Source organism: Streptomyces sp. NPDC048606 (genome assembly GCF_040650855.1).
Classification (GTDB): domain Bacteria; phylum Actinomycetota; class Actinomycetes; order Streptomycetales; family Streptomycetaceae; genus Streptomyces.
Genome location: NZ_JBEZIB010000019.1, coordinates 1 through 25,713, shown reverse-complemented (window position 1 = coordinate 25,713; position 25,713 = coordinate 1). Strand labels below are relative to the sequence as shown.

Genomic DNA, 25,713 nt, shown 5'->3' with positions numbered 1-25,713 from the left:
TCGATTTTTCACCTGAAGGGGTGAGGTCGGTACGGGGAGGTAGACTTAGGCGTGTCTGGCCGGACGCAAGCCCGCGCATGCCCCGAACGCACCTGTGTGGGGTGTCGGGAGCGAGCGGCCAAGAGCGATCTGCTGCGCATCGTGGCGATCGAGGACCAATGCGTCCCCGATCATCGCGGTACGCTGCCCGGCCGGGGTGCCTATGTGCACCCCGCCGCGGTCTGCCTCGACCAGGCGGTCCGCCGCAGAGCGTTCCCCCGGGCCCTTCGGTCCGCAGGAGCGCTCGACACGACGGAACTGCGCGCAGCCCTGGCCGTCACGGCCGAGGCGACACCGTAAGAAGAAGTACGGCACGGATACCCCCGTGCGGTCAGGTACCTCGCGAGTTGGAAGTAGGTCGAGATTGCGATGAGCACTCGATGAGTACGCGATGAGTACGCCCATGAAGTAGCGACGGTCCGGCGTAACCCGGACCTAAAAGGAGCGAAGTGGCTAAGGTCCGGGTATACGAACTCGCCAAGGAGTTCGGGGTGGAGAGCAAGGTCGTCATGGCCAAGCTCCAAGAACTCGGTGAATTCGTCCGTTCGGCGTCCTCGACGATCGAGGCGCCCGTTGTACGCAAGCTGACCGACGCATTGCAGGGGCCCGGCGGCAACGCCGGCAAGTCCGCTGCGAAGCCCGGCGCGCCCCGCAAGGCCGCGCCCGCCAAGCCCGCGGCGCCCTCCCCGGCCGCCGCGGCACGTCCCGCTGCCCCGAAGCCTGGCGCACCGGCCCCCAAGCCGGCCGCTGCCGAGGCCCCGGCCGCAGCTCCCGTGACGCCCGCCGCCCCCGGCCCGCGTCCCGGTCCCAAGGCTCCGGCCGCCCCGAAGCCCGCTCCGGCGGTCCCCGTGGCGACCGAGTTCTCCGCGCCCCCGGCGGCCCCGGCCGCCCCCGCGCGTCCCGCCGCGGCCCCCGGTCCCCGTCCGACGCAGCAGCGTCCGGCGGCCCAGGGTCAGCCCGGCGCCCGTCCCGGCGCCCCGCGCCCGGCCGGTGCCACCCCCGGTGCCCAGGCCCCGCGCCCCGGTGGCGCCCAGGCCCCGCGTCCCGGTGGTGCCCGTCCGGCCGGTCCCCGTCCGGGCAACAACCCCTTCACCTCCGGCGGCTCGACCGGCATGGCGCGCCCGCAGGCGCCCCGTCCGGCCGGCGCTCCGCGTCCCGGCGCCCCCGGCGCCGGTGGCGGCCAGGGTGCCCCGCGCCCGCAGGGTGGTCCCGGCGGCGCTCCGCGTCCGCAGGGTCCCGGCGGCGCCCGTCCGACCCCGGGCGGCATGCCCCGTCCGCAGGGCGGCGCCCCGCGTCCCGGTGGTGCCCCCGGTGGCAACCGTCCGAACCCGGGCATGATGCCGCAGCGTCCCGCTGCCGGTGGTCCCGGTCCCCGTCCCGGCGGCGGCCCCGGTGGCCGTGGTCCCGGTGCCGGTGGTCCCCGTCCCGGTGGCGGCGCGGGTCGTCCCGGCGGCGGCTTCGCCGGTCGTCCGGCCGGTCCGGGCTCGCGTCCGGCCGGTGGCGGCTTCGGCGGCCCGCGTCCGGGTGGTGGCGGCTTCGGCGGCGGTCCGGCCGGTGCCGGTGGCGGCGGTCGTCCCGGCTTCGGCGGGCGTCCCGGTGGTCCCGGTGCCCGTGGTGGCACGCAGGGTGCCTTCGGCCGTCCCGGCGGTCCGGCCCGTCGTGGTCGCAAGTCCAAGCGCCAGCGTCGCCAGGAGTACGAGGCCATGCAGGCCCCGTCGGTCGGCGGCGTGATGCTGCCGCGCGGTGGCGGCGAGACCGTGCGCCTGTCGCGCGGTGCCTCCCTCACCGACTTCGCGGAGAAGATCAACGCCAACCCGGCGTCGCTCGTCGCCGTGATGATGAACCTCGGCGAGATGGTCACGGCCACGCAGTCCGTCTCCGACGAGACCCTCCAGCTCCTCGCCGACGAGATGAACTACGTCGTTCAGATCGTCAGCCCGGAGGAGGAGGACCGCGAGCTCCTCGAGGGCTTCGACATCGAGTTCGGCGAGGACGAGGGCGGCGAGGAATTCCTCATGCCGCGTCCGCCGGTCGTCACCGTCATGGGTCACGTCGACCACGGTAAGACCCGCCTGCTCGACGCCATCCGCAAGACGAACGTCGTCGCGGGCGAGGCCGGTGGCATCACCCAGGGCATCGGTGCCTACCAGGTGGGCACCGAGGTCAACGGCGAAGACCGCAAGATCACCTTCATCGACACCCCGGGTCACGAGGCGTTCACCGCCATGCGTGCCCGCGGTGCGAAGTCGACCGACATCGCGATCCTCGTGGTCGCGGCCAACGACGGCGTCATGCCGCAGACGATCGAGGCGCTGAACCACGCCAAGGCCGCCGGCGTCCCGATCGTCGTCGCGGTCAACAAGATCGACGTCGAGGGTGCCGACCCGGTCAAGGTGCGCGGTCAGCTCACCGAGTTCGGTCTGGTCGCCGAGGAGTACGGCGGCGACACGATGTTCGTCGACATCTCCGCCAAGCAGGGTCTGCACATCGACTCCCTGCTGGAGGCCGTCGTCCTCACCGCCGACGCCTCGCTCGACCTGCGCGCCAACCCCGAGCAGGACGCTCAGGGTATTGCGATCGAGTCCCACCTCGACCGCGGCCGCGGTGCCGTCGCCACCGTCCTCGTCCAGCGCGGTACCCTCCGCGTCGGCGACACGATGGTCGTGGGCGACGCCTACGGCCGTGTGCGCGCCATGCTCGACGACAAGGGCAACAACATCGAGGAAGCGGGTCCCTCGACCCCCGTCCTGGTCCTGGGTCTCACCAACGTCCCCGGCGCCGGCGACAACTTCCTCGTCGTCGACGAGGACCGCACCGCCCGTCAGATCGCCGAGAAGCGTGCTGCGCGTGAGCGCAACGCCAACTTCGCCAAGCGCGTCCGTCGCGTGTCCCTCGAGGACCTCGACTCCGTGCTCAAGGCCGGTCTGGTCCAGGAACTCAACCTCATCATCAAGGGCGACTCGTCCGGTGCGGTCGAGGCCCTGGAGTCCTCGCTGCTCCAGCTCGACGTCGGCGAAGAGGTCGACATCCGCGTCCTGCACCGCGGTGTGGGTGCGGTCACCGAGTCCGACATCTCGCTGGCGATGGGCTCCGACGCCATCGTCATCGGCTACAACGTCCGCGCTGTCGGCCGTGCCGCGCAGATGGCGGACCGCGAGGGCGTCGACGTCCGCTACTACTCGGTGATCTACCAGGCCATCGAGGAGATCGAGGCGGCCCTCAAGGGTCTGCTCAAGCCGGAGTACGAAGAGGTCGAGCTCGGTACGGCGGAGGTCCGCGAGATCTTCCGCTCGTCCAAGCTGGGCAACATCGCGGGTGTCCTCATCCGCTCCGGCGAGGTCAAGCGCAACACGAAGGCGCGGCTCCTGCGCGATGGCAAGGTCATCGCCGAGAACCTCACCATCTCGGGTCTGCGCCGCTTCAAGGACGACGTCACCGAGATCCGCGAGGGCTTCGAGGGTGGTATCAACCTCGGTTCCTTCAACGACATCAAGGTCGACGACGTCATCGCGACGTACGAGATGCGCGAGAAGCCCCGCGCGTAAGCGCGAGGCACATCGCACCGTGTCGTAACCCCGGGGCCGGTCGGCGGAATATCCGTCGATCGGCCCCGGCCGTTGCGTGTACGGTTCTGGTGACCCTGCCGCGCGTCGGCCGGCAGGCCACCTAACCCGAACCGGCGGGACATCCGGAACTGCATGTACGTGGGGACTCTGTCCTTCGATCTGCTCCTCGGCGACGTCCATTCGCTGAAGGAGAAGCGCTCCGTCGTCCGACCCATCGTCGCCGAGCTCCAACGCAAGTTCTCCGTGAGCGCGGCCGAGGTGGGCGACCAGGATCTGCACCGCAGGGCCCGTATAGGGGTGGCCCTGGTCAGTGGGGACGCGGGGTTCGTGTCGGACGTACTGGACCGCTGCGAGCGGCTGGTCGCGGCACGTCCGGAAGTGGAGCTGCTGTCGGTGAGACGCAGGTTCCACGGTGATGAAGACTGACTGCAAGGAATAAGGAGACGGACCAGTGGCCGACAATGCGCGGGCGAAGAAGCTGGCGGACCTCATCCGGGAGGTGGTGGCCGAGAAGCTGCAGCGCGGCGTCAAGGACCCCCGTCTCGGTACGCACGTGACCATCACGGACACCCGGGTCACCGGCGACCTGCGGGAGGCCACGGTCTTCTACACGGTCTACGGCGACGACGAGGACCGGGCCAGCGCGGCGGCGGGCCTGGAGAGCGCCAAGGGCGTGCTGCGCTCCGCGGTCGGTCGGGCGGCGGGGACCAAGTTCACCCCCACCCTGACCTTCGTCGCGGACGCCCTCCCGGAGAACGCCCGCACCATCGAGGACCTCCTCGACAAGGCGCGCGCCTCCGACGCCCAGGTGCGCGAGGTCTCCTCCGGCGCCCAGTACGCCGGCGAGGCCGACCCGTACAAGAAGCCGGGCGACGAGGACGACGAGGACGCAGCCGCGGAATGAGCACCGACGCAGCAAAGACGCCGGACGGCCTGGTCATCGTCGACAAGCCGTCCGGCTTCACCTCGCACGACGTGGTCGCCAAGATGCGCGGGATCGCCAAGACCCGCCGCGTGGGCCACGCCGGCACCCTCGACCCGATGGCGACGGGAGTCCTCGTCCTCGGCGTCGAGAAGGCCACCAAGCTCCTCGGCCACCTCGCGCTGACCGAGAAGGAGTACCTCGGGACGATCCGTCTCGGCCAGTACACCCTCACGGACGACGCGGAGGGCGAGATCACCGGCTCCGCCGACGCCTCCGGGGTCACCCGGGACGCCGTCGACGCCGGGATCGCCAAGCTGACCGGCGAGATCATGCAGGTCCCGTCCAAGGTCAGCGCCATCAAGATCAAGGGCGTGCGGTCCTACAAGCGCGCCCGCGACGGCGAGGACTTCGAGATCCCGGCCCGGCCGGTGACCATCTCGTCGTTCCAGGTCTACGACATGCGCGGGGCCGAGGCCGAGGACGGCACCAAGGTCGTCGACCTCGTCGTCTCCGTGGTCTGCTCCAGCGGCACCTACATCCGGGCCCTCGCCCGCGACCTGGGCGCCGACCTGGGCGTGGGCGGACACCTGACGGCGCTGCGCCGCACCCGCGTGGGCCCGTACAAGCTCGACCGCGCGCGCACCCTGGACCAGCTCCAGGAGGAGCTCACCGTCATGCCGATCGGCGAGGCGGCCGCGGCCGCGTTCGCGCGGTGGGACCTGGACGCCCGGCGGGCCTCGCTGCTGGCCAACGGCGTCCGCATCGAGATGCCCGACGAGTACCGCGACGGGCGCACCGTCGCCGTCTACGGGCCGCAGGGGCAACTGCTCGGGCTCGTGGAGAGCAAGGGCGGCAAGGCGAAGTCGCTCGCGGTCTTCGTCTGACCGCACCCCCGGACGACACCCGGATCCATGGGATCCGCGGGATCCGGGGGCCGCGCCCGGCCGGGCGGTCTTCCCCGGCCGGGCCCGGTGTTCGATGACGTGGAGCGGTGAGCGCGCGGCCAAGGCCGCTCACCGCTCCACGACCCCCCTCGGGTAGCTCTCTATCCACCCCCCGCCCCGTATTCACCCGTCCGAGCAGGCGCTCGGAGTGAATGGAGGGGGCGTAAGGGGGCGCTTTCGGCCCGCGTGCTTTTCGTGCCGATCTTCACTTGCCTACCGTCGATACCACGGGTCCCGCGGCGGGGGAGTGGTGCGGCGATGACTGACGAGGTCAGGGGCGGTACGAGGGTTCTGCGGGCGGACGCCGGCGGCTGCGCGGCACCGGACGGGTCCGCGGTGTCGGACGGGTCCGCGGTGTCCGGCGCCTCCGGGGTGTCCGGCGCCTCCGGGGCGGACGACGCCCCGTGGGACGGGGACGGCGTGAGCGGAGCCTGGAGCGGAGCCCAACTCGTCACGATCCACGACCTCGTCGGACGGCCGCGCGGTACCGGATTCGTGGCCGACGACCGGGGCACCGTGATCACCGCCCACGAGGTCGTCGACGGACTCACCCGACTCGTGCTGACCGGTCCGGGGGAGCGCACCTGGCGGGCCGAGGCACTGGACCTGACCCCCCTGCCCCGACTGGGCCTCGCCCTCCTGCGCACCGACGGGCTCGGCGCGCGCCCCCTGCCCGTCGCCCTGCGCGAGGACGTCCCCGCCGGGACGTACGTACGCCTCCCCGCGCGGGGCTGGCGCCAGGCGCGGGTGCTGGGGGCCGGAGCGGAGGTCGTCCACACCACCCCGGAGCGCTGCCACGTCCTGCCCGCCGGCCTGGAGCTGGCCATCGGCACCGACGGCCGGGACGCCCTCGGACTGGGCGGGGAGGCCTGCGGGGCGCCGGTCCTGGACGCGGCGACCGGGGCCGTCCTCGCGGTCGTCGGCGCCGGACTGCGCAACCGCCACGGCCGCGGCCCCTTCGCGGTACCGCTGCGCGCCGCCGCCGCGGCCGACCCCGGCGGCCCCCTCGCCGCCCTTCTGAAACGCAACGGCGCCACCGTCCCGGCGTACGGGCCCGAACTCAACCTCGCGGGCGCGCTGGAACTGACCGCGACCACGGTGGGCTCCGCCGTGGGGCCCGCCCGCCCCGCCGTGGAACGCCCCCGGACCGCGGCGGAGCTGGCGGCGTTCACCTCCGGGGACCGGCTCGTCCTCGGCCTGGTCGGAGACCCCGGGACCGGACGCACCACCGCGCTGGTGACCCTCGCGACCGCCCGGGCGGGCGGCCCCCGCCCGGCCCCGACGCTCTGGCTGCGCGGGGCCGACCTGCGGGCCGACGACGCCTCGCTGGCCGAAGCCGTGACCCGGGCCCTGGAAGCGGCGGGGCGCATCGTCGCGGCCGGACCGGGCACGGCGGGAGCTGCGGCGGACCCCTGCCCGGGCGCGGGCCCGACGGGACCGACGGCCTGGGCGACGGCGGTGGCGGGGCCCGGGGAGCACGCGGCGGGCCCGTGGAGCGCGCGGGGGACCTTCGGAGTCGGCTCCGGCCCGAGGCCGACGGGCCCCGCGATCCGGCGCTACCGCCTGGCCGGTGCCGGTGCCGGTGCCGGTGCCGGTGCTGGTGTCGGGACCGGAGTCGGGCCGGGACTAGGAGCTGTATCGGGGCACGGCGTCGAGTCCGGGGTCGGGTCCGCGGTCGGGGCTGGGGCTGGGGCTGGGGTCGGAGTCGGGCCGGGCGTTGGGCTCGGAGCCGTGGTCGGTGCTGGAGCTGGAGCCGCTTCCGGGGGCGGATCGGGAGCCGGGGTCGGGCCGGGATTCGGAGCTGGAGCCTGGGCTGCGGCTGCGGCTGCGGCTGCGGCTGCGGCTGGGTCCGGAGCCGGAGTCGGGTTGGGGGCTGGGGCCGGAACCGAGGTAGGGGCTGAAGCCGGGGCCAGGTTCGGCTTCGGGGCTGATGCAAGGGCTGGGGCCGAGCCGGGACGCGGGGCTGGGGCCGGTAGGGAAGCCGGAGCCGGATTCGAGGCGGGGACCGGGCCTGCCGGGGTCGGGTTCGGGCCCGGACCTGGATCCGGAGTCGGGGCCGGGGGCGAGGCCGGCGCCGGGGACCGCGTCGGCGTCGGCCTCGCGGGCCCCCGCTCCGGGGCCGCCGAGCCGGGTTCCGGCGGAGGCCTCCGGGCGGGGGTGGCGGCCGGGCGCCACGTCGGGCACGACGCGGGGCCCACCGCAGGGTGCGACGCCGGCCGCCCGCTCGGGCGCGGCGTCGGGGAACCCGGTTCCGGGGGGTGGGGCCCCTCGGCGCCCGGCTCGTACGGCGGCACCGCCCGGGGGCTGACCGGGCCCGGTTTCTCCGCCCCGCGTTCCGTCGCGACGGGTTCCGCCGTTTCGGATCCCGGGCTCTTCGGGGCCGCCGGCGTGGACCCCGTCCTGTGGGGTCACCACCTCACGGCCCCCACCGCCCCGGACCCGCGGACGCCCGATGCCCGCCTCCCCGGGCCGGACACCGCCGGCTACCGCGTCCCCCGGCCCCGTCCCGCCAGGCCCGCGGAGCCGGACGCGGAGGCGGACGCGGAGGCGGACGCGTTCGACGGCCGCACGGGCATCGCGGAGCGGGTCGCGCGGCTGGCGGGAGCCGCCGGGCGCCCGTTGCTGATCGTCCTGGACGGCCCCGAGGAGATGCCCCCGCACCTCGCGCACCGCCTCGAACCCTGGACCGCCTCCACCACCGCCTGGCTGCGCGCCACCGGAGCCCGCCTGGCCGTCGCCGCCCGCCCCGAGCACTGGGAGCACGCCGGCGCCCTCTATCCGCCCGAGGTGCTGTACGCCCCGGACCGCCCGGCCCGCCGGCTGCCCCCCGCGGTGCCCGTCGGCGACCTCGCCCCGGACGAGGCACGCACCCTGCGGGCCCACCTGGGCCTGCCCGCCGACGGCGGCGTGCGCGAGGCCGACGCCGCCCACCCGCTCACCCTGAGCCTGCTGGCCGGGATCCGCGCCGCCGGGGTGGACTCCGGCAGCCCCGGCCGTGACGAGGTGTTCGCGGCGCACCTGGACCTGGTGGCGCTGCGGGTGGCCGTCCGGATCGCGGCCCACGCCTCCGGCGCCGCCGTCCACGGGCCGGGCGTACGCCGCCTCGCCACCCGCGTCTGCGGGCGGATCCACGACGCCGCCCGCCGCTGCCTGGGCCCGGGCCGGGGCCAACTGGACCGGGCCGCCTTCGAGGAACTCTTCCCCTGGCGCACCGGCTGGGCCTCCGCCGTCCTCACCGAAGGCCTGCTCGTCCCGGCCGGCCCCGGCTACCGCTTCGCGCACGAGGAACTGTCCGACTGGCTCCAGGGCGGCTACCTCGACGTCCCGACCGCGCTCGACACCCTGGTCCACACCGGCGCCGCCGGCGGCGGTCCGCCCGTGCCCCGCCACCGCGTCGGCCCCGTCCTGGAGGCCGTGCGCCGCCTGCCGCCCGCCGACGCCCGCGCCCGGCTGACCGCACTGGTCGGCGCCCTCAACGACTTCGCCGGACCACGCCCCGCCGACGCCCCGCCCGTCCACCCCGACCGCCTCTGGTGGGCCGGTCGACTGCTGCGCGGGGCCCTCCTCGCCGCCCCCGACGCCCGGCCCCACCTGCCCGTCCTGCACGCCCTCGCCGAACACGCCGCCCAGGCCGGTCCCGGCGGCTTCGGCGGCTGGTTCTGGAACCGGCTGCGGCTGCCCGAGTCCGACCGCCTCGACCTGCTGCGCCGTCTGCTCCCCTCCGACCACCGCTACCTGGAGGCCGCCGCCCGCCGGCTCGCCCGCGCCCCACGGCTCGTACAGCCCCTGCTCTGCGCCTGGTTCACCGACGAACGCCGCCTGCGCGGCCGACCCGGCGCGACCGTCGCCACCGCCGCCCAGGCCCTGCTGCACACCCACCGCGCCCTCGCCGTCGACGACCTCACCGAGGTCCTCGTCGCCGCCGCGCACCCCCGCGCCGACGAACTGCTCGCCGTACTCGCCGAGGAGGAACCCTCCGCGCTGTGTCGGGCCGTCGAGCGCTGGGCCCACGACGAGCGCCCCGCGCGACGCGTGGCCGCCGCCGCCTACGGATCGGCCACCGCCCCCCACGTCCGCGGCCCCGCCGACCGGGAACTGCTGCGCCACGCCGCCGAGGCGCTCCTCGCCCGCCCCGACGACGCCGCCCTGCACGGCAGCGCCCTCGGGATGCTGCTGCGCGACCCCCAGGCACGCGCCCGCCACCTGCCCGAAGCCCTCGCCTGCTTCCGCGACCCCGAGCGCGGCTCCCGCCTGCCCGCCTCCGCGCTGGTCGCGGCGCTGCCCGTGCTGCCCGACCCGGACTCCGTCTTCGCCGCCCTGCGGGCCCGGGCCGACGGGGAGGTGCTGCGCGCCCTGGCCGCGCTCACCACGCCCGGGCTGGCCCGCCGCGCCGGCGACCTCGTACGGGAACACCTGGCGCGCCGCCCCGAGGACGCCCCGCACGGCGCCGCGTTCGTCGCGCGGCGCCTGGACCAGGGCCCGGCCGCCGGGCCCGTGCTGCGCCCGCTGGTGCTGGACCTGCTGCGCGGGGGCGCCACCCCCGTACGGGCCGCCCTGGCCGGGGTCCTCGCCGCCCCGGGGGAGGAGCCCTCGGGGCCGCTGCGGGCCGAGCTGACCGGCGTACTCCTGCGCGAGGAGAGCGACCCGGCCGTCCTCGGGGCCTTCCTCGACGCCCTCGCGGCCTCGACCCGGCGGCGCCCCGAGGAACGGACCCGCGAGCTGCTGCGGCGCACGGGCCGGCAGCTGCTGCGCGTCCCCGGCGGCCCCGCCCTCTTCGAGCAGCGCACGGTGGAGCTCGCCCGCGCCGATCCGGTGTTCGGCGCCCTGGTCGCCCGCTGGCTCTCCCAGGCACAAGCGGAAGCCGCCGCGCTGCTCGGTCCGGGCGCCCGCCGGACGGTGGAGACCCTCAGCCGGAGCGACCGGGACGTCACCTGACGAGGGCCGCGGCCGCGCCGTCCGCGACCGCGGGATGTAGAAGCCGCGTAGGGATGCCAGATGCCGATGCGGGGCACCGGGCACCGGCATGGCAGTCTTAGACCTGCAATCGGCAATCGGTACAGGGACTACACGGGTTCGGGCGAGGAGCGGTCACAGTGCAGCGCTGGCGTGGCTTGGAGGACATCCCCCAGGACTGGGGACGCAGCGTCGTCACCATCGGCTCCTACGACGGTGTGCACCGGGGACACCAGCTGATCATCGGCCGGGCCGTGGCCAAGGCCCGCGAGCTCGGCGTCCCCTCGGTCGTCGTCACCTTCAGCCCGCACCCGAGCGAGGTCGTGCGCCCCGGCAGCCACCCGCCGATCCTGGCCCCGTACGACCGCCGCGCCGAACTCATGGCCGGCCTCGGCGTCGACGCGCTGCTGATCCTGCCCTTCACGGCGGAGTTCTCGCAGCTGTCCCCGGCCGACTTCATCGTCAAGGTGCTCGTCGACAAGCTGCACGCCCGCGCCGTGATCGAGGGCCCCAACTTCCGCTTCGGCCACCGGGCCGCGGGCAACGTCGACTTCCTGCGCGAGCTGGGCGGCACCTACGACTACGAGGTCGAGGTCGTGGACCTGGTCGAACGGGGTGCGGCGGGCGGCGGAGTGCCGTTCTCCTCCACCCTGGCGCGCAGGCTCGTCTCCGAGGGCGACATGGAGGGCGCCGCCGAGATCCTGGGCCGCCCCCACCGGGTCGAGGGCGTCGTGGTGCGCGGCGCGCAGCGCGGGCGCGAGCTCGGCTACCCGACCGCCAACGTGGAGACGGCGCCGCACACCGCGATCCCGGCCGACGGGGTGTACGCCGGCTGGCTGACGGCGGGCGGCGAGCGGATGCCTGCGGCGATCTCCGTCGGTACGAACGTGCAGTTCGACGCCACCGAGCGGACCGTCGAGGCGTACGCCATCGACCGCGTCGGCCTGGACCTGTACGGCCTGCACGTGGCCGTCGACTTCCTCTCCTACGTGCGCGGCATGGCGAAGTTCGAGTCGCTCGACGGCCTGCTGGAGGCCATCGCGGACGACGTCAAGCGCGCCCGGGTGCTGACCGAGGCCTACGACTCCGCCGAGCGCTGAGCGGGGCCGCCCACGCGTGAGGGCCCGTACCGTCCGAGACGGTACGGGCCCTCACGCGTACGGGGCGGGTCAGCCCAGGCGCGGATCGCGCGGCGGCTGACCGGGCTGACCGGGCGGCTGGGTCCCCGGCTGCTGCCACGGCTGACCGGCCTGCGGGTAGGGCTGCCCGCCGTACGGCGCCTGCGGCTGCGGCGGCTGGTGGTACGGCCCCGGCTGCTGGGGCGGCTGAGCCTGCTGCGGGACGCCCCAGTTCGCCTGCGCGGCCTGCTGCTGCGCGCGGCCGAAGTCCTCGGCGACCATCGCGGAGAGGGTGAAGTACGCCTCCCGGGTCTTGGGCCGCATCATGTCGAGGTCCAGCTCGGCGCCGGCCGCGAGGTGCTCGTCGAAGGGCACGACGACGACGCCGCGGCACCGGGTCTCGAAGTGCGCCACGATGTCCTCGACCTTGATCATCTTGCTGGTCTCGCGGACGCCGGAGATCACCGTGAGGGAGCGCGAGACGAGCTCCGCATAACCGTGGGCGGAGAGCCAGTCGAGCGTGGTGCTCGCGCTGCTGGCGCCGTCCACCGACGGGGTCGAGATGATGATCAGCTGATCGGCGAGGTCCAGCACCCCGCGCATGGCGGAGTACAGCAGACCCGTACCGGAATCGGTGAGGACGATCGGGTACTGCCGGCCCACCGTGTCGATGACGCGCCGGTAGTCCTCGTCGTTGAAGGTCGTCGAGACGGCCGGGTCCACGTCGTTGGCGATGATCTCCAGACCGGAGGGGGCCTGCGAGGTGAACCGCCTGATGTCCATGTACGAGTTCAGGTACGGGATCGCCTGGACCAGGTCGCGGATCGTCGCACCGGTCTCGCGGCGGACGCGGCGACCGAGGGTGCCGGCGTCCGGGTTCGCGTCGATCGCCAGGATCTTGTCCTGCCGCTCGGTGGCGAGCGTCGCGCCGAGGGCGGTGGTCGTCGTCGTCTTGCCGACGCCGCCCTTCAGGCTGATCACGGCGATCCGGTAGCAGGACATCACCGGCGTGCGGATCAGCTCCAGCTTGCGCTGCCGGTCGGCCTCGGCGGCCTTGCCGCCGAACCGGAAGCCGGAACGCGCCGCCTTCGGCTTCGGCTTGGCGCGCAGCAACCGGTCGGAGGACAGCTCGACGGCGGCGGTGTACCCGAGCGGTGCGCCCGGTGCCGGACCGGGCTGCTGCGCGGCCCCGCCGGGCCACTGCGCGGCGGCGTGCGGATCGGCGGTCGGCGCCGGGAAGCCGTACCCCTGGGGCGGGGCCGGCGGCGCGGCCTGCGGTACCGGGGCGGCCGGGGGCTGCTCCGGTACCGCGGCGGCCGGGAAGCCGTACCCCTGGGGCGGCTGAGGCGCCGAGGCCTGCTGCGGGGGCACGGGCGGGAAGCCGTAGCCCTGCGGGGCCTGGTGACCCTCCGCGGCGGCCGGCGGGAACCCGTAGCCCTGGGGAGCCTGCGGCGCCGGGGCCTGCTGCGCGGGAGCAGGCGGGAACCCGTAGCCCTGGGGAGCCTGCGGCGCCGGGGCCTGCTGCGCGGGAGCAGGCGGGAACCCGTATCCCTGGGGCGGTACGGAGGAGGGGAACGCGGCCGGCAGCGGCGGCAGTTCACCGCCGGGAGCCGGCTGCGCCGGCGCGACGGGGGCGTCGTACGGGACGCGGTCCACGGGCTCGGCCCCGGCCGGCGGCGCGGGCTCGGCGAAGGCGGCGGGCACGCTGTCCTGCGGCTCCGCGACCGGGGCGGGCCCCGGCACGGGCGCCTGCGCGACGGGCTCGTCCACCACGACGGCGGGCGGCACGGCGTCCACCGGCGCGACGACCGGTACGGCGTCAACCGGCTCGGCGGACCCCACCGGCGCGGCCGGCGCCGGAGTCCCGAACGGCGCGGCCGCCGGCGGTACGGCGTCGGCCGGAGCCGCTGAAGGAACCGCCGCCGGAGGCGCGGCCGGAGCCGGCGGAGCCAGGGGCGCGAACCGCATCGTCGGCGGCGACACCACGTCCGCCGGGCGGGCCGGTTCGAAACCGCTGCCCTCCGGCAGGCCCGGAACCCCCGGAACCCCGGGAACGGGCGTCACCGGGGCATCCTGTGAGTACCAGGCCGGCGGGGTGTAGGGGATGGTGAACTCGCCCGTCGCCTCGGGCACCGCGTCGGACTGATCGTCCGTCGGGACGTCCCGCGTCCCGCCGCTCTCGTTCCGATCGCCGCTCACTGGTCCTCCTGGTCTGTCGAACATCGGTCAGGCGCCCAACTCGACGCCGCGCCCACGCTCAGCCTAATCGCGCCCCGCCTCCGAAGGCCCCCGAGGTCACACGCCTGTGACCCGCTCACCCGCCCCGCTCCCGGGCGACCGTCAGCACCCCGCCGCCACAACGGGGTTCGGTGGATCCGGCGTGTCGCGCCCGGTGGTGCCCCGCGCCCCCGCGGTCCACCGCCCGCCCCGAGCCGCCCCCGTACGGGATCACACAGCGTGATCATCGCGCCCCCGCGCCCCCGCCCCCGCCCCCACACCCCCCACCACCGCGCACCGTTCCACGACGAACCCGGGCCGCCCCCGCGGCCGTCCGCCGTCACCCCATCCAACTCCCCGCGCGCCGAGCTGAGTTCCCCTCGCCGCGCCCGTCACCCGTACGTGTCCGCCGAGGCCGCGCCCCGCCGACGCGAAGGGGGACGCGCCCGTCCCGGACGCGTCCCCCTTCGCGTGCTCCCGGGACCCCGGGAGCGCCGTGCCTCAGGTGAGGTCGAATTCCCCGTCCCGGGCACCGAGCACGAAGGCCTCCCACTCGGCGGCCGTGTACCGCAGCACCGTCTCCCGGTCCAGCGAGGACCGCATCGCCACCGCCCCCTCGGGCAGCTTGGCGATCTCGACCCGCTCCTCGTCCGGGCTGGTCCCGGGCGGGCCCTGCCATTCGACGCCGCTGATGTCGAGCGCGTACAGCTCGTCCTTCTCCTGCTGGGTGCCCATGTGCGGCCCTTCCGTCGGTCGTGCGGCGCTGCCAGGTCTCTCCGCAGCCGATTATGTGCGCAACACATCCGTCGCGGGCCGCTTTCGCGCGGATCCCCGCGACCCCGGCTCCCGAGGCCCCCGCTCCGCCCCCACGCCCGCGCCCGCGTCCGCTTCCGTGCCCGCCTTCCCCGCCCACCCCCGCCGACGCTCCGGCACACCGCGGGGAAAATCGCTTGTGGCCCCCCGCCCGACCCTGCGACCCTTCAGGGGCAGCACGCTCGACCTCCCCGAGGCCGTCGTACCGCTCGACCGCGCCACCCGGCGGCGCACCCGATCCCGACGATCGGGCTCTCACCAGTCGAGACGGCGGGACCCGGTAGCCTGGTACGCTGTGTGACGGCCGTTTGTGTACGCGCCCCCGGAATCCTCTGGAGGCTGCGCTCAGCGGACCCCGCCTCCCGAGTTACGGAAGATCCCCAGAGAATTCGACCTGGGGCACTCGGTGGCCACGAAGACCAAACGAGGAGTAAGCGTGCCGCTCGACGCCGCTACGAAGAAGCAGATCATCGCAGAGTTCGGTGCCAAGGAGGGCGACACCGGCTCTCCCGAGGTCCAGGTCGCGATGCTGTCCCGCCGCATCTCGGACCTGACCGAGCACCTCAAGGCCCACAAGCACGACCACCACTCCCGTCGTGGTCTGCTGATCCTGGTCGGCCAGCGTCGCCGCCTGCTGCAGTACCTGGCCAAGAAGGACATCCAGCGCTTCCGTACGCTGGTCGAGCGCCTCGGCATCCGCCGCGGTGCGGCCGGCGCCAAGTAAGCACGCTGTGAAGGGAGCGGTTCCCACACCGAGGGGGCCGCTCCCTTTGCTGTACGTGCGCGACCTACCGGACGCTTTGTAGTCTGGAACACAGCGCACAACCGAAGAGGAGGAGCGCCCTCCCTACGCCGCCGGTCCTCGGTAGTGGCATCCGGAAATCCCCGCGACGGGGATCGGAACCGGGTGCTTCGATCGAAGACCGGCCCGCACGCCAGGAGCGCTTCTCCACCACCGTCGGTCACCACACGGGTGACGGACGGAGACGACGAATATGGAGAAAACGCTAGTGGAGAACGAGACCCACTACGCCGAGGCCGTTATCGACAACGGTTCCTTCGGCACCCGCACCATCCGCTTCGAGACGGGCCGTCTGGCCCGCCAGGCCGCCGGCTCGGCCGTCGCCTACCTGGACGACGACACGATGGTGCTCTCCGCGACCACCGCGTCGAAGAAGCCCAAGGACCAGCTCGACTTCTTCCCCCTCACGGTGGACGTCGAGGAGCGCCAGTACGCCGCCGGCAAGATCCCCGGCTCCTTCTTCCGTCGCGAGGGCCGCCCCTCCGAGGACGCGATCCTCACCTGCCGCCTGATCGACCGCCCGCTGCGCCCGTCCTTCAAGAAGGGCCTGCGCAACGAGATCCAGGTCGTCGCCACGGTCATGGCGCTCAACCCCGACCACCTGTACGACGTCATCGCGATCAACGCCGCGTCCGCGTCCACCCAGCTGGCCGGCCTGCCCTTCTCCGGCCCGATCGGCGGCGTCCGCGTCGCGCTGATCCGCGGCCAGTGGGTCGCCTTCCCGACGCACACCGAGCTCGAGGACGCCGTCTTCGACATGGTCGTCGCGGGCCGCGTCCTGGAGGACGGCGATGTCGCGATCATGATGGTCGAGGCCGAGGCCACCGAGCAGACCATCGCCCTGGTCAAGGGCGGCGCCGAGGCGCCGACCGAGGAGATCGTGGCCGCCGGCCTCGACGCCTCGAAGCCCTTCATCAAGGTCCTCTGCAAGGCCCAGGCCGACCTGGCCGCCAAGGCCGCCAAGCCCGAGGGCGAGTTCCCGGTCTTCCTGGACTACCAGGACGACGTGTACGAGGCCCTCGCGGCCGCCGTCAAGGGCGAGCTCTCCCAGGCGCTGACCATCGCGGGCAAGCAGGACCGCGAGGCCGAGCTGGACCGCGTCAAGGAGATCGCCGCCGAGAAGCTCCTCCCGGCCTTCGAGGGCCGCGAGAAGGAGATCTCCGCCGCCTACCGCAGCCTGACCAAGGCCCTGGTGCGCGAGCGCGTCATCAAGGACAAGGTCCGCATCGACGGCCGCGGCCTGACGGACATCCGTACCCTCGCCGCCGAGGTCGAGGCCATCCCGCGCGTGCACGGCTCGGCGCTGTTCGAGCGTGGCGAGACCCAGATCCTGGGCGTCACCACCCTCAACATGCTCCGCATGGAGCAGCAGCTGGACACCCTCTCCCCGGTGACCCGCAAGCGCTACATGCACAACTACAACTTCCCGCCGTACTCCGTCGGCGAGACCGGCCGCGTCGGCTCCCCGAAGCGCCGCGAGATCGGCCACGGCGCGCTCGCCGAGCGCGCGATCGTGCCCGTCCTGCCGACGCGCGAGGAGTTCCCCTACGCGATCCGCCAGGTGTCCGAGGCCCTCGGCTCCAACGGTTCGACCTCCATGGGCTCGGTCTGCGCCTCCACCATGTCGCTGCTGAACGCCGGTGTGCCCCTCAAGGCCCCCGTCGCCGGTATCGCCATGGGCCTGATCTCCCAGGAGATCGACGGCAAGACGCACTACGTCGCCCTCACCGACATCCTCGGTGCGGAGGACGCCTTCGGCGACATGGACTTCAAGGTCGCCGGCACCAAGGAGTTCGTCACCGCGCTCCAGCTCGACACCAAGCTCGACGGCATCCCGGCCTCCGTCCTGGCCGCGGCCCTGACCCAGGCCCGCGACGCCCGCCTCCACATCCTCGACGTGATGATGGAAGCGATCGACACGCCGGACGAGATGTCCCCCAACGCCCCGCGGATCATCACCGTCAAGATCCCCGTGGACAAGATCGGTGAGGTCATCGGCCCCAAGGGCAAGATGATCAACCAGATCCAGGAGGACACCGGCGCCGAGATCACGATCGAGGACGACGGCACCATCTACATCGGTGCCGCCGACGGCCCGGCCGCCGAGGCCGCCCGCTCCACGATCAACGCGATCGCCAACCCGACCATGCCGGAGGTCGGCGAGCGTTACCTGGGTACGGTCGTCAAGACCACCACCTTCGGTGCCTTCGTCTCCCTCATGCCCGGCAAGGACGGCCTGCTGCACATCTCGCAGATCCGCAAGCTCGCCGGTGGCAAGCGCGTGGAGAACGTCGAGGACGTGCTCGCGGTCGGCACCAAGGTGCAGGTCGAGATCGCCGAGATCGACCAGCGCGGCAAGCTCTCCCTGGTCCCCGTGATCGAGGGCGAGGACGCCGCCGAGGCCGACAAGGACGACTCCGACAAGTGACGTCGCGTAGTTCCCGTGTGACGGCCCGCCCCTCTTCGGAGGGGCGGGCCGTCGCCCGTACCCAAACTCTCCTCAAGGGCGAGGGCGGCATCGGCACCGTCCGCCGCACCACCCTGCCGGGCGGACTGCGCGTCGTGACCGAGACGCTCCCCTCCGTCCGCTCCGCCACCTTCGGCATCTGGGCCAACGTGGGCTCCCGCGACGAGACGCCCAGTCTCGGTGGCGCCACCCACTACCTGGAGCACCTCCTCTTCAAGGGCACCGCCAGGCGCAGCGCCCTCGACATCTCCTCCGCCATCGACGCGGTCGGCGGCGAGATGAACGCCTTCACGGCGAAGGAGTACACCTGCTACTACGCCCGGGTCCTCGACACCGACCTGCCGCTGGCCATCGACGTCGTCTGTGACATGCTCACCGGCTCGCTGATCCGCGAGGAGGACGTCGACGCCGAGCGCGGCGTCATCCTCGAAGAGATCGCGATGACCGAGGACGACCCGGGGGACATGGTCCACGACCTGTTCGCCCAGACCATGTACGGGGACTCGCCGCTCGGCCGCCCCGTCCTCGGCACGGTCGAGACGATCAACGCCCTCGGCGCCGACCGGATCCGCCGCTTCTGGAAGAAGCACTACGACCCCACCCGCCTGGTCGTCGCCGCCGCCGGCAACGTCGACCACGCCAAGGTCGTACGCCAGGTCCGCGCGGCCTTCGACCGGGCCGGCGCGCTGAAGCACACCGACGCCGTCCCCGTCGGCCCCCGCTCCGGCAGCAAGCGGATCCGCACCGCCGGCCGCGTCGACCTCGTCGGCCGCAAGACCGAGCAGGCCCACGTCGTCCTCGGCATGCCCGGCATCTCCCGCGTCGACGAGCGCCGCTGGGCCCTCGGGGTGCTGAACACCGCCCTCGGCGGCGGCATGTCCTCCCGCCTCTTCCAGGAGGTCCGCGAGAAGCGCGGCCTGGCCTACAGCGTGTACTCGTACACCTCGGCCTTCGCCGACACCGGCCTCTTCGGCGTCTACGCCGGCTGCCGGCCCAGCCAGGTCCACGACGTGCTGCGGATCTGCCGCGACGAGCTCGACAAGGTCGCCGCGGACGGTCTCAGCGACGAGGAGATCCGGCGCGCCATCGGCCAGCTCTCCGGCTCCACGGTCCTCGGCCTGGAGGACACCGGCGCGATCATGAACCGCATCGGCAAGAGCGAGCTGTGCTGGGGCGACCAGATGTCGGTCGACGACATGCTGGCCCGCATCGCCGCGGTCACCCCGGACGAGGTCCACGCGGTCGCGCAGGATGTACTGGCCCAGCGCCCCTCGCTCGCGGTGATCGGCCCGCTCAAGGAGAAGCAGGCCGCCCGCCTCGACGAAGCGGTCGCCTAGTTCGGTACAGAGTGAAGTCCGTACCCGGTTATAAGGACACAGTATGAGCAAGCTGCGCGTGGCAGTCCTCGGCGCCCAGGGCCGCATCGGCTCCGAGGCCGTCAAGGCCGTCGAGGCCGCGGAGGACATGGAGCTGGTGGCGGCCCTCGGCCGCGGTGACAAGCTGGAGACGCTGGTCGAGGCCGGCGCCCAGGTCGCGGTCGAGCTGACCACCCCCGCCTCCGTGATGGGCAACCTCGACTTCCTCGTCCGGCACGGCATCCACGCCGTGGTCGGCACCACCGGCTGGACCGAGGACCGCCTCGCCCAGCTCGACACCTGGCTGGCCGGCTCCCCGGAGACCGGGGTGCTCATCGCCCCGAACTTCTCCATCGGCGCCGTCCTCACCATGAAGTTCGCGGCCCAGGCCGCGCGGTACTTCGAGTCCGTCGAGGTCGTCGAGCTGCACCACCCGCACAAGGTCGACGCCCCCTCCGGCACGGCCACCCGTACGGCGCAGCTCATCGCCGCGGCCCGCGCCGAGGCCGGCCTCGGCGCGCAGCCCGACGCCACCGCCACGGCCCTCGACGGGGCCCGCGGCGCCGACGTCGACGGGGTCCCCGTGCACGCCGTCCGCCTGCGCGGGCTCCTGGCCCACCAGGAGGTCCTGCTGGGCAGCGAGGGCGAGACCCTGACCATCCGTCACGACTCGCTGCACCACAGCAGCTTCATGCCGGGCATCCTGCTCGGTGCGCGGCGCGTGACGCGGACCCCGGGCCTCACCTTCGGCCTGGAAAACTTCCTCGACCTGAGCTGACGGACCCACCACCATGCGCGCGAAGATCACGTACTTCCTCACCGCGGCCGTCCTGGTCGTCTACTTCGTCCTCGTCGGCAGCCGCGGCCTGATGCTGATCCAGCAGGGCACCTGGCTCACCGTCACCTTCGGTGTCGCCGTGCTGATCCTGCCGGTCATCGGCGTCTGGTTCCTGTGGATGAACACCCGGTTCGTCACCAGGGCCAACCAGCTCGCGGTCGAGCTGGAGGCCGAGGGCGGCCTGCCCGTCGACGAACTGGAACGGGACGCGTACGGGCGGATCCTGCGGGACTCCGCCGACGAGGTCTTCGCGCGCCGCAAGGCCGAGACCGAGGACGCGCCGGGGGACTGGCGCAGCTGGTTCCGCCTCGCCGTCGCCTACCACGACGCCCGCGACACCCCGCGGGCGCGCAAGGCCATGCAACGGGCCATCGCCCTGCACGACGGAAGGCCCGTACGGGTCTGATCCCCGTACGGGCCTCCGTGCTCGATCCGACCGGACCGGCTCACCGGACCGGTTCACCGGACCTGCTCAGGCGGGTACCACCGGCCGGTACTCCCGGGCCCAGGCCTCCAGCGAGCCCGCGGCCCGGTCGAAGGCCTCGCCGCGGGCCAGGAAGTCGGCGCTGTGGTCGGTCAGCAGCACCGGCGGTTCCGCGCCGTCACGCCGGTCCAGGGTCAGGGCCTGCCCCTGGACGGTTCGCGGCAGCCCCAGCCAGCGCACCGGCTGCTGGACGGTACGGATCGCGGAGACCTCGTTCCAACGGATCGACCGCGTCGTGAAGAAACCGACGCGGCGCAGGCCCGAGGGGCTCACCCACACGCCCGCGCGCAGGATGCGCAGGGCCGTGCCGATCACGAGCAGCGAGGCGGCCAGCGCGATCGCCGCGCCGCCCCACGTTCCGGCGAAGGCGATGATCACCGTGGCCAGCAGCATGAACGCGGCCAGCAGGAGCAGCACGGACGCGCCGGCCACCCGCCAGGGCCCCGGTCGGTAGGGACGACGCCAGCGCTCCGGATCCGCGTGCGGGAGGGCTTCGTCCTCGTCGTGTGCGTCGAATACGCCGTCGGCCGTCAAAAAGGGCAGGGGCACGGCTGGACCTCACTCACATGCACGTTCGATTGGGCTGTGCCGTGAGGCTATCGCCCTTCGGACGCCTGTGACTGCTGGGCCTTGTCGGGCGCGTGGTACGGCTGCAGCGCGGGCATGCCGAAGAGCAGCGAGCCGACGAGCCCCGCCACCACGGTCAGTCCGACCAGACTACGGGCGGCGATCTGGGGCAGGCTCAGACTCTCGCGCGGCGGCGGGGTGACGTTGCTGCGGAAACGGTCGGCCTCGGCGACGAAGGCGAACGGGACGGGTTCGCGCCGGCGGAACATCAGGAGCGACTCTCCTCACGGTTCGGGCCCCGCCAGTGCGGGGCGGAAGGGACGTTCTTCTCCTTGTAGGACGTACGAACACCCCGATCGGTGCCGTGATTCGGGACATCGGCCGAAATTCGTGGCACTCCGTCAGCCGCCCGCGAGGGCCGCCCGCCGGCGGGCGCCTGTCCGGGAGGCCGCGGCCCGAGCCGTAGAGTGGGCCCGCCCCCCGGTAAGACCCGTTCGGAAGGACCCCGTGTGAGCGAGACCGCCGCTTCAGACCTGAAACCCAGCTTCCGCAGTGACGTGACGGTGGAGCTCGTGAAGCACTCCGCCGCCGACTCGGACGTGCTGTGGGCCGCCCGTGTCTCCACGGCCGGCGAGCAGTCCCTGGAGGAGCTCCAGAAGGACCCGGAGCGCTCCAAGGGCCTCATCAACTACCTGATGCGCGACCGTCACGGCAGCCCCTTCGAGCACAACTCGATGACCTTCTTCATCAGCGCCCCGATCTTCGTGTTCCGCGAGTTCATGCGCCACCGCGTGGGCTGGTCCTACAACGAGGAATCGGGTCGCTACAGGGAGCTGGAGCCGGTCTTCTACGTGCCCGACGCCGAGCGCAAGCTCGTCCAGGAGGGTCGTCCGGGCAAGTACGTGTTCGTCGAAGGCACCGAGGCGCAGCAGGAACTGACGGGTCGGGTCATGGAGGACTCGTACCGCCAGGCCTACGAGGCCTACCAGGAGATGCTGGCGGCGGGCGTGGCCCGCGAGGTCGCCCGTTCGGTCCTGCCGGTCGGCCTCTTCTCCTCGATGTACGCCACCTGCAACGCGCGCTCGCTCATGCACTTCCTCGGTCTGCGCACCCAGCACGAGCTGGCGAAGGTCCCGTCCTTCCCGCAGCGGGAGATCGAGATGGTCGGCGAGAAGATGGAGCAGCACTGGGCGAAGCTCATGCCGCTGACCTACGCGGCCTTCAACGGCAACGGGCGCGTTGCCCCGTAAGGTCTGATACACGCGTGGCGTACGGATGTGCCGATAGAAGTCCCAAGTGTCCGTATTGCGGCGTTTCGTAAAGTTCATCTAGGCTGATCAAACGGACCCGGCACTGCTTGAACCCCCGAGCAGGCAGTGCCGGGATCCAACACCCTCCCGGCCGCCGCCGGGAGGGATCACCGGTAGACGTCCCCCGAGGGGACACCGCGAGCATGGCAGCGAGTAGCGTGTTACCCATGGCTCCGATCTCGACTCCGCAGACCCCCTTCGGGCGGGTCCTCACCGCCATGATCACGCCGTTTACGGCGGATGGCGCACTTGACCTCGACGGCGCGCAGCGGCTCGCCGTCCACCTGGTGGACGCAGGCAACGACGGCCTGATCATCAACGGCACCACCGGTGAGTCGCCCACGACCACCGACGCGGAGAAAAACGACCTCGTACGAGCCGTACTCGAAGCGGTCGGAGACCGTGCCCACGTCGTGGCCGGCATCGGCACCAACGACACCCGGCACACCCTCGAACTGGCCCGCCAGGCGGAGCGCACCGGCGCCCACGGCCTGCTCGCCGTCACCCCGTACTACAGCAAGCCCCCGCAGGAGGGCCTCTACCGGCACTTCACGGCCATCGCGGACGCCACCGAGCTCCCGGTGATGCTTTACGACATCCCCGGCCGCAGCGGCGTCCCGATCAACACCGAAACCCTGGTACGGCTCGCCGAGCACCCCCGCATCGTCGCGAACAAGGACGCCAAGGGCGACCTCGGCCGCGCCAGCTGGGCCATCGCGCAGAGCGGCCTGGCCTGGTACTCCGGCGACGACATGCTGAACCTGCCCCTCCTGTCGGTCGGCGCGGTCGGCTTCGTCTCCGTGGTCGGCCACGTCGTCAGCCCCGAGCTGAAGGCCATGCTCGACGCCCACCTGGCCGGCGACGTCCAGAAGGCCACCGAGATCCACCAGAAGCTGCTCCCGGTCTTCACGGGCATGTTCCGCACCCAGGGCGTCATGACCACCAAGGGCGCCCTGAACCTCCAGGGCCTCCCCGCCGGCCCGCTGCGCCTGCCCCTCGTCGGCCTGACCGACGAAGAGACGGCACAGCTCAAGATCGATCTTGCCGCGGGCGGGGTACAGCTCTGACAACAGACTTCACAACTGAATAAGCAAGAACGAGACAGACGAAAGCAAGTGCACGAATGACATGCGCGCCGCGTGCCTCCAGGGGCACGTGGCGCGCGTGGTGAAGGAGAAACTTTTGAGCCATCCGCACCCTGAACTGGGCCCGCCCCCGAAGCTCCCCAAGGGTGGCCTCCGGGTCACCCCCCTGGGCGGCCTCGGCGAGATCGGCCGCAACATGACCGTCTTCGAGTTCGACGGTCGTCTGCTGATCGTCGACTGTGGCGTCCTCTTCCCCGAAGAGGAGCAGCCGGGCATCGACCTGATCCTCCCGGACTTCACGTCCATCCGGGACCGCCTCGACGACATCGAGGGCATCGTCCTCACCCACGGTCACGAGGACCACATCGGCGCCGTCCCCTACCTCCTCCGGGAGAAGCCGGACATCCCGCTGATCGGCTCCAAGCTGACCCTGGCGCTCATCGAGGCCAAGCTCCAGGAGCACCGCATCCGCCCCTACACCCTCGAGGTGAAGGAAGGCGAGCGCGAGAACCTGGGCCCCTTCGACTGCGAGTTCATCGCGGTCAACCACTCCATCCCGGACGCGCTCGCGGTGGCCATCCGCACCGGCGCCGGCCTGGTCGTCGCCACCGGCGACTTCAAGATGGACCAGCTCCCGCTGGACAACCGCCTCACCGACCTGCACGCGTTCGCCCGCCTGAGCGAGGAGGGCATCGACCTCCTCCTCTCGGACTCCACGAACGCCGAGGTCCCGGGCTTCGTCCCGCCGGAGCGCGACATCTCGAACGCCATCCGCGGCGTCTTCGCGAGCGCCCAGAAGCGGATCATCGTGGCCTCGTTCGCGAGCCACGTGCACCGCATCCAGCAGATCCTGGACGCCGCCCACGAGTACGGCCGTCGGGTCGCCTTCGTCGGCCGCTCCATGGTCCGCAACATGGGCATCGCCCGTGACCTGGGCTACCTGCGCGTCCCGGCCGGCCTGATCGTCGACGTCAAGACCCTCGACGACCTGCCGGACGACGAGGTCGTGCTGGTCTGCACGGGTTCCCAGGGCGAGCCGATGGCGGCCCTGTCGCGCATGGCCAACCGCGACCACCAGATCCGGATCGTCCCCGGCGACACCGTGATCCTGGCGTCGTCCCTGATCCCGGGCAACGAGAACGCGGTCTACCGCGTGATCAACGGCCTGACCCGCTGGGGTGCCAACGTCGTCCACAAGGGCAACGCCAAGGTGCACGTCTCCGGGCACGCCTCCGCCGGCGAGCTGCTGTACTTCTACAACATCTGCAAGCCGCGGAACCTGATGCCGGTCCACGGCGAATGGCGCCACCTGCGCGCCAACGCCGAGCTCGGTGCCATGACGGGCGTCCCGAAGGACCGCATCGTCATCGCCGAGGACGGCGTGGTCGTCGACCTCATCGACGGCAAGGCCCGCATCTCCGGCAAGGTCCAGGCCGGCTACGTGTACGTGGACGGCCTCTCGGTCGGCGACGTCACCGAAGCCTCCCTCAAGGACCGCCGCATCCTCGGCGACGAGGGCATCATCTCGGTGTTCGTCGTCGTGGACAGCACCACCGGCAAGGTGATCAGCGGCCCGAACATCCAGGCCCGCGGCTCCGGCATCGAGGACTCGGCCTTCGCCGCGATCCTGCCGAAGATCGAGGAAGCCATCGCCCGCGCCGCGGCCGACGGCGTGGCCGAGCCGCACCAGATCCAGCAGCTCATCCGCCGCACCGTCGGCAAGTGGGTCTCCGACGGCTACCGCCGCCGGCCGATGATCCTCCCGGTCGTCGTCGAGGTCTGACCTCGGCATTCGTGACGACTCACCGGAGCGGTGCCCCCCGATTTGCATCGGGGGGCACCGCTCCAGTACGTTTACGTCTCCACCTCGCACCGAACCAGGGCACACGCTTGTGCCGGGACCGGCTTGCGAGCGGGTGGGAATCCAGACCTGGGAAACCTGATAAAGTCTGATCCGCCCGAAAGGGAAAGGCCCTCCGAAGGCCATTGGAATTCCGATCCAGCCGGAAACGGCACGGAAAAGAATCTGATAGAGTCGGAACCGCCGGAAAGGGAAAGCGTGAAAGCGCAGAACCTGGAAAGCACCGAGGAAATCGGGCCCGAAAGAGTCTGATAGAGTCGGAAACGCAAGAACGCAGAACGAAAGCCCGGAGGAAAGCCCGAGAGGGTGAGTACAAAGGAAGCGTCCGTTCCTTGAGAACTCAACAGCGTGCCAAAAATCAACGCCAGA

Annotated in this window: 19 protein-coding genes; 15 read left to right on the top strand and 4 right to left on the bottom strand. The window is 72.6% G+C overall.

Translation table 11 applies throughout. The features are described 5' to 3' along the window. The first annotated feature begins 51 nt into the window (after positions 1 to 51). The 7 genes from AB0D01_RS21105 (at position 52) to AB0D01_RS21075 (ending at position 11,527) form a co-directional block, all read left to right on the top strand. Positions 52 to 339, top strand: coding sequence for a YlxR family protein (locus tag AB0D01_RS21105; RefSeq protein WP_363057408.1), 288 nt, complete (start codon positions 52 to 54; stop codon positions 337 to 339). Between the two features lie 149 nt (positions 340 to 488). Continuing rightward, positions 489 to 3,584 carry a translation initiation factor IF-2 gene (infB, locus tag AB0D01_RS21100; protein ID WP_363057406.1) on the top strand — a complete coding sequence of 1,032 codons (3,096 nt, stop codon included), beginning with the start codon at positions 489 to 491 and terminating at the stop codon, positions 3,582 to 3,584. 153 nt (positions 3,585 to 3,737) lie between these two features. Next, positions 3,738 to 4,031, top strand: a complete 294-nt coding sequence (locus AB0D01_RS21095; protein WP_030227569.1) for a DUF503 domain-containing protein — start codon at positions 3,738 to 3,740, stop codon at positions 4,029 to 4,031. A 25-nt stretch (positions 4,032 to 4,056) separates the two neighbouring features. Further along, positions 4,057 to 4,509, top strand: a complete 453-nt coding sequence (rbfA, locus tag AB0D01_RS21090; RefSeq protein ID WP_363057404.1) for a 30S ribosome-binding factor RbfA — start codon at positions 4,057 to 4,059, stop codon at positions 4,507 to 4,509. After that, on the top strand, positions 4,506 to 5,414 hold the full coding sequence (gene truB, locus AB0D01_RS21085) for a tRNA pseudouridine(55) synthase TruB (protein ID WP_363057402.1): 909 nt from the start codon (positions 4,506 to 4,508) through the stop codon (positions 5,412 to 5,414). Before rbfA ends, truB begins: the two co-directional genes overlap by 4 nt. Positions 5,415 to 5,732: 318 nt before the next feature. After that, positions 5,733 to 10,409 carry a serine protease gene (locus AB0D01_RS21080; protein WP_363057400.1) on the top strand — a complete coding sequence of 1,559 codons (4,677 nt, stop codon included), beginning with the start codon at positions 5,733 to 5,735 and terminating at the stop codon, positions 10,407 to 10,409. 158 nt (positions 10,410 to 10,567) lie between these two features. Continuing rightward, on the top strand, positions 10,568 to 11,527 hold the full coding sequence (locus AB0D01_RS21075) for a bifunctional riboflavin kinase/FAD synthetase (protein ID WP_363057398.1): 960 nt from the start codon (positions 10,568 to 10,570) through the stop codon (positions 11,525 to 11,527). Between the two features lie 69 nt (positions 11,528 to 11,596). Here AB0D01_RS21075 and AB0D01_RS21070 read toward each other — a convergent pair whose 3' ends face one another. Next, entirely contained in the window at positions 11,597 to 13,744 is a 2,148-nt protein-coding gene (locus AB0D01_RS21070) for an SCO5717 family growth-regulating ATPase (protein WP_363057396.1), read from the bottom strand. Positions 13,745 to 14,263: 519 nt separating this feature from the next. Next, complete coding sequence (locus AB0D01_RS21065; RefSeq protein ID WP_266573624.1) at positions 14,264 to 14,497, bottom strand: DUF397 domain-containing protein; 234 nt, start codon at positions 14,495 to 14,497, stop codon at positions 14,264 to 14,266. 514 nt (positions 14,498 to 15,011) lie between these two features. Between AB0D01_RS21065 and rpsO the strand changes: the two genes are divergently transcribed. The 5 genes from rpsO (at position 15,012) to AB0D01_RS21040 (ending at position 20,443) form a co-directional block, all read left to right on the top strand. Further along, positions 15,012 to 15,299, top strand: a complete 288-nt coding sequence (rpsO, locus tag AB0D01_RS21060; protein ID WP_030227598.1) for a 30S ribosomal protein S15 — start codon at positions 15,012 to 15,014, stop codon at positions 15,297 to 15,299. A gap of 286 nt (positions 15,300 to 15,585) precedes the next feature. Then, complete coding sequence (locus tag AB0D01_RS21055) at positions 15,586 to 17,805, top strand: polyribonucleotide nucleotidyltransferase (protein WP_363057602.1); 2,220 nt, start codon at positions 15,586 to 15,588, stop codon at positions 17,803 to 17,805. Continuing rightward, positions 17,802 to 19,181, top strand: coding sequence for a pitrilysin family protein (locus AB0D01_RS21050; protein WP_363057393.1), 1,380 nt, complete (start codon positions 17,802 to 17,804; stop codon positions 19,179 to 19,181). Before AB0D01_RS21055 ends, AB0D01_RS21050 begins: the two co-directional genes overlap by 4 nt. 43 nt (positions 19,182 to 19,224) lie before the next feature. Further along, a complete protein-coding gene (gene dapB, locus AB0D01_RS21045; protein WP_363057391.1) occupies positions 19,225 to 19,977 on the top strand; it encodes a 4-hydroxy-tetrahydrodipicolinate reductase in 753 nt (250 codons plus the stop codon). Between the two features lie 13 nt (positions 19,978 to 19,990). Next, positions 19,991 to 20,443: a hypothetical protein gene (locus AB0D01_RS21040; protein WP_363057389.1), complete on the top strand. Its 453-nt coding sequence runs from the start codon at positions 19,991 to 19,993 to the stop codon at positions 20,441 to 20,443. A 66-nt stretch (positions 20,444 to 20,509) separates the two neighbouring features. Here the strand turns inward: AB0D01_RS21040 and AB0D01_RS21035 are convergent, their stop codons facing one another. Both AB0D01_RS21035 and AB0D01_RS21030 read right to left on the bottom strand, forming a co-directional pair. Then, a complete protein-coding gene (locus tag AB0D01_RS21035; RefSeq protein WP_363057387.1) occupies positions 20,510 to 21,070 on the bottom strand; it encodes a hypothetical protein in 561 nt (186 codons plus the stop codon). A 47-nt stretch (positions 21,071 to 21,117) separates the two neighbouring features. After that, complete coding sequence (locus tag AB0D01_RS21030; protein WP_363057385.1) at positions 21,118 to 21,357, bottom strand: hypothetical protein; 240 nt, start codon at positions 21,355 to 21,357, stop codon at positions 21,118 to 21,120. Between the two features lie 240 nt (positions 21,358 to 21,597). On the opposite strand from AB0D01_RS21030, the gene thyX reads away from it, so the two are divergent. The 3 genes from thyX to AB0D01_RS21015 all read left to right on the top strand — a co-directional run bounded on the left by thyX (position 21,598) and on the right by AB0D01_RS21015 (position 25,266). Next, entirely contained in the window at positions 21,598 to 22,338 is a 741-nt protein-coding gene (gene thyX / locus AB0D01_RS21025) for an FAD-dependent thymidylate synthase (RefSeq protein WP_363057383.1), read from the top strand. Positions 22,339 to 22,565: 227 nt separating this feature from the next. Next, a complete protein-coding gene (gene dapA, locus AB0D01_RS21020) occupies positions 22,566 to 23,465 on the top strand; it encodes a 4-hydroxy-tetrahydrodipicolinate synthase (protein WP_363057381.1) in 900 nt (299 codons plus the stop codon). A gap of 115 nt (positions 23,466 to 23,580) precedes the next feature. Beyond that, a complete protein-coding gene (locus AB0D01_RS21015) occupies positions 23,581 to 25,266 on the top strand; it encodes a ribonuclease J (protein ID WP_363057379.1) in 1,686 nt (561 codons plus the stop codon). The last annotated feature ends 447 nt before the right edge of the window (positions 25,267 to 25,713 follow it).

Bases quoted from the DNA above. Each gene is read 5' to 3' on its own strand.
- AB0D01_RS21095 (WP_030227569.1), top strand. From the start codon at position 3,738: ATGTACGTGGGGACTCTGTCCTTCGATCTGCTCCTCGGCGACGTCCAT.
- truB (WP_363057402.1), top strand. From the start codon at position 4,506: ATGAGCACCGACGCAGCAAAGACGCCGGACGGCCTGGTCATCGTCGAC.
- AB0D01_RS21080 (WP_363057400.1), top strand. From the start codon at position 5,733: ATGACTGACGAGGTCAGGGGCGGTACGAGGGTTCTGCGGGCGGACGCC.
- AB0D01_RS21065 (WP_266573624.1), bottom strand. From the start codon at position 14,497: ATGGGCACCCAGCAGGAGAAGGACGAGCTGTACGCGCTCGACATCAGC.
- dapB (WP_363057391.1), top strand. From the start codon at position 19,225: ATGAGCAAGCTGCGCGTGGCAGTCCTCGGCGCCCAGGGCCGCATCGGC.
- AB0D01_RS21040 (WP_363057389.1), top strand. From the start codon at position 19,991: ATGCGCGCGAAGATCACGTACTTCCTCACCGCGGCCGTCCTGGTCGTC.
- AB0D01_RS21030 (WP_363057385.1), bottom strand. From the start codon at position 21,357: ATGTTCCGCCGGCGCGAACCCGTCCCGTTCGCCTTCGTCGCCGAGGCC.
- dapA (WP_363057381.1), top strand. From the start codon at position 22,566: ATGGCTCCGATCTCGACTCCGCAGACCCCCTTCGGGCGGGTCCTCACC.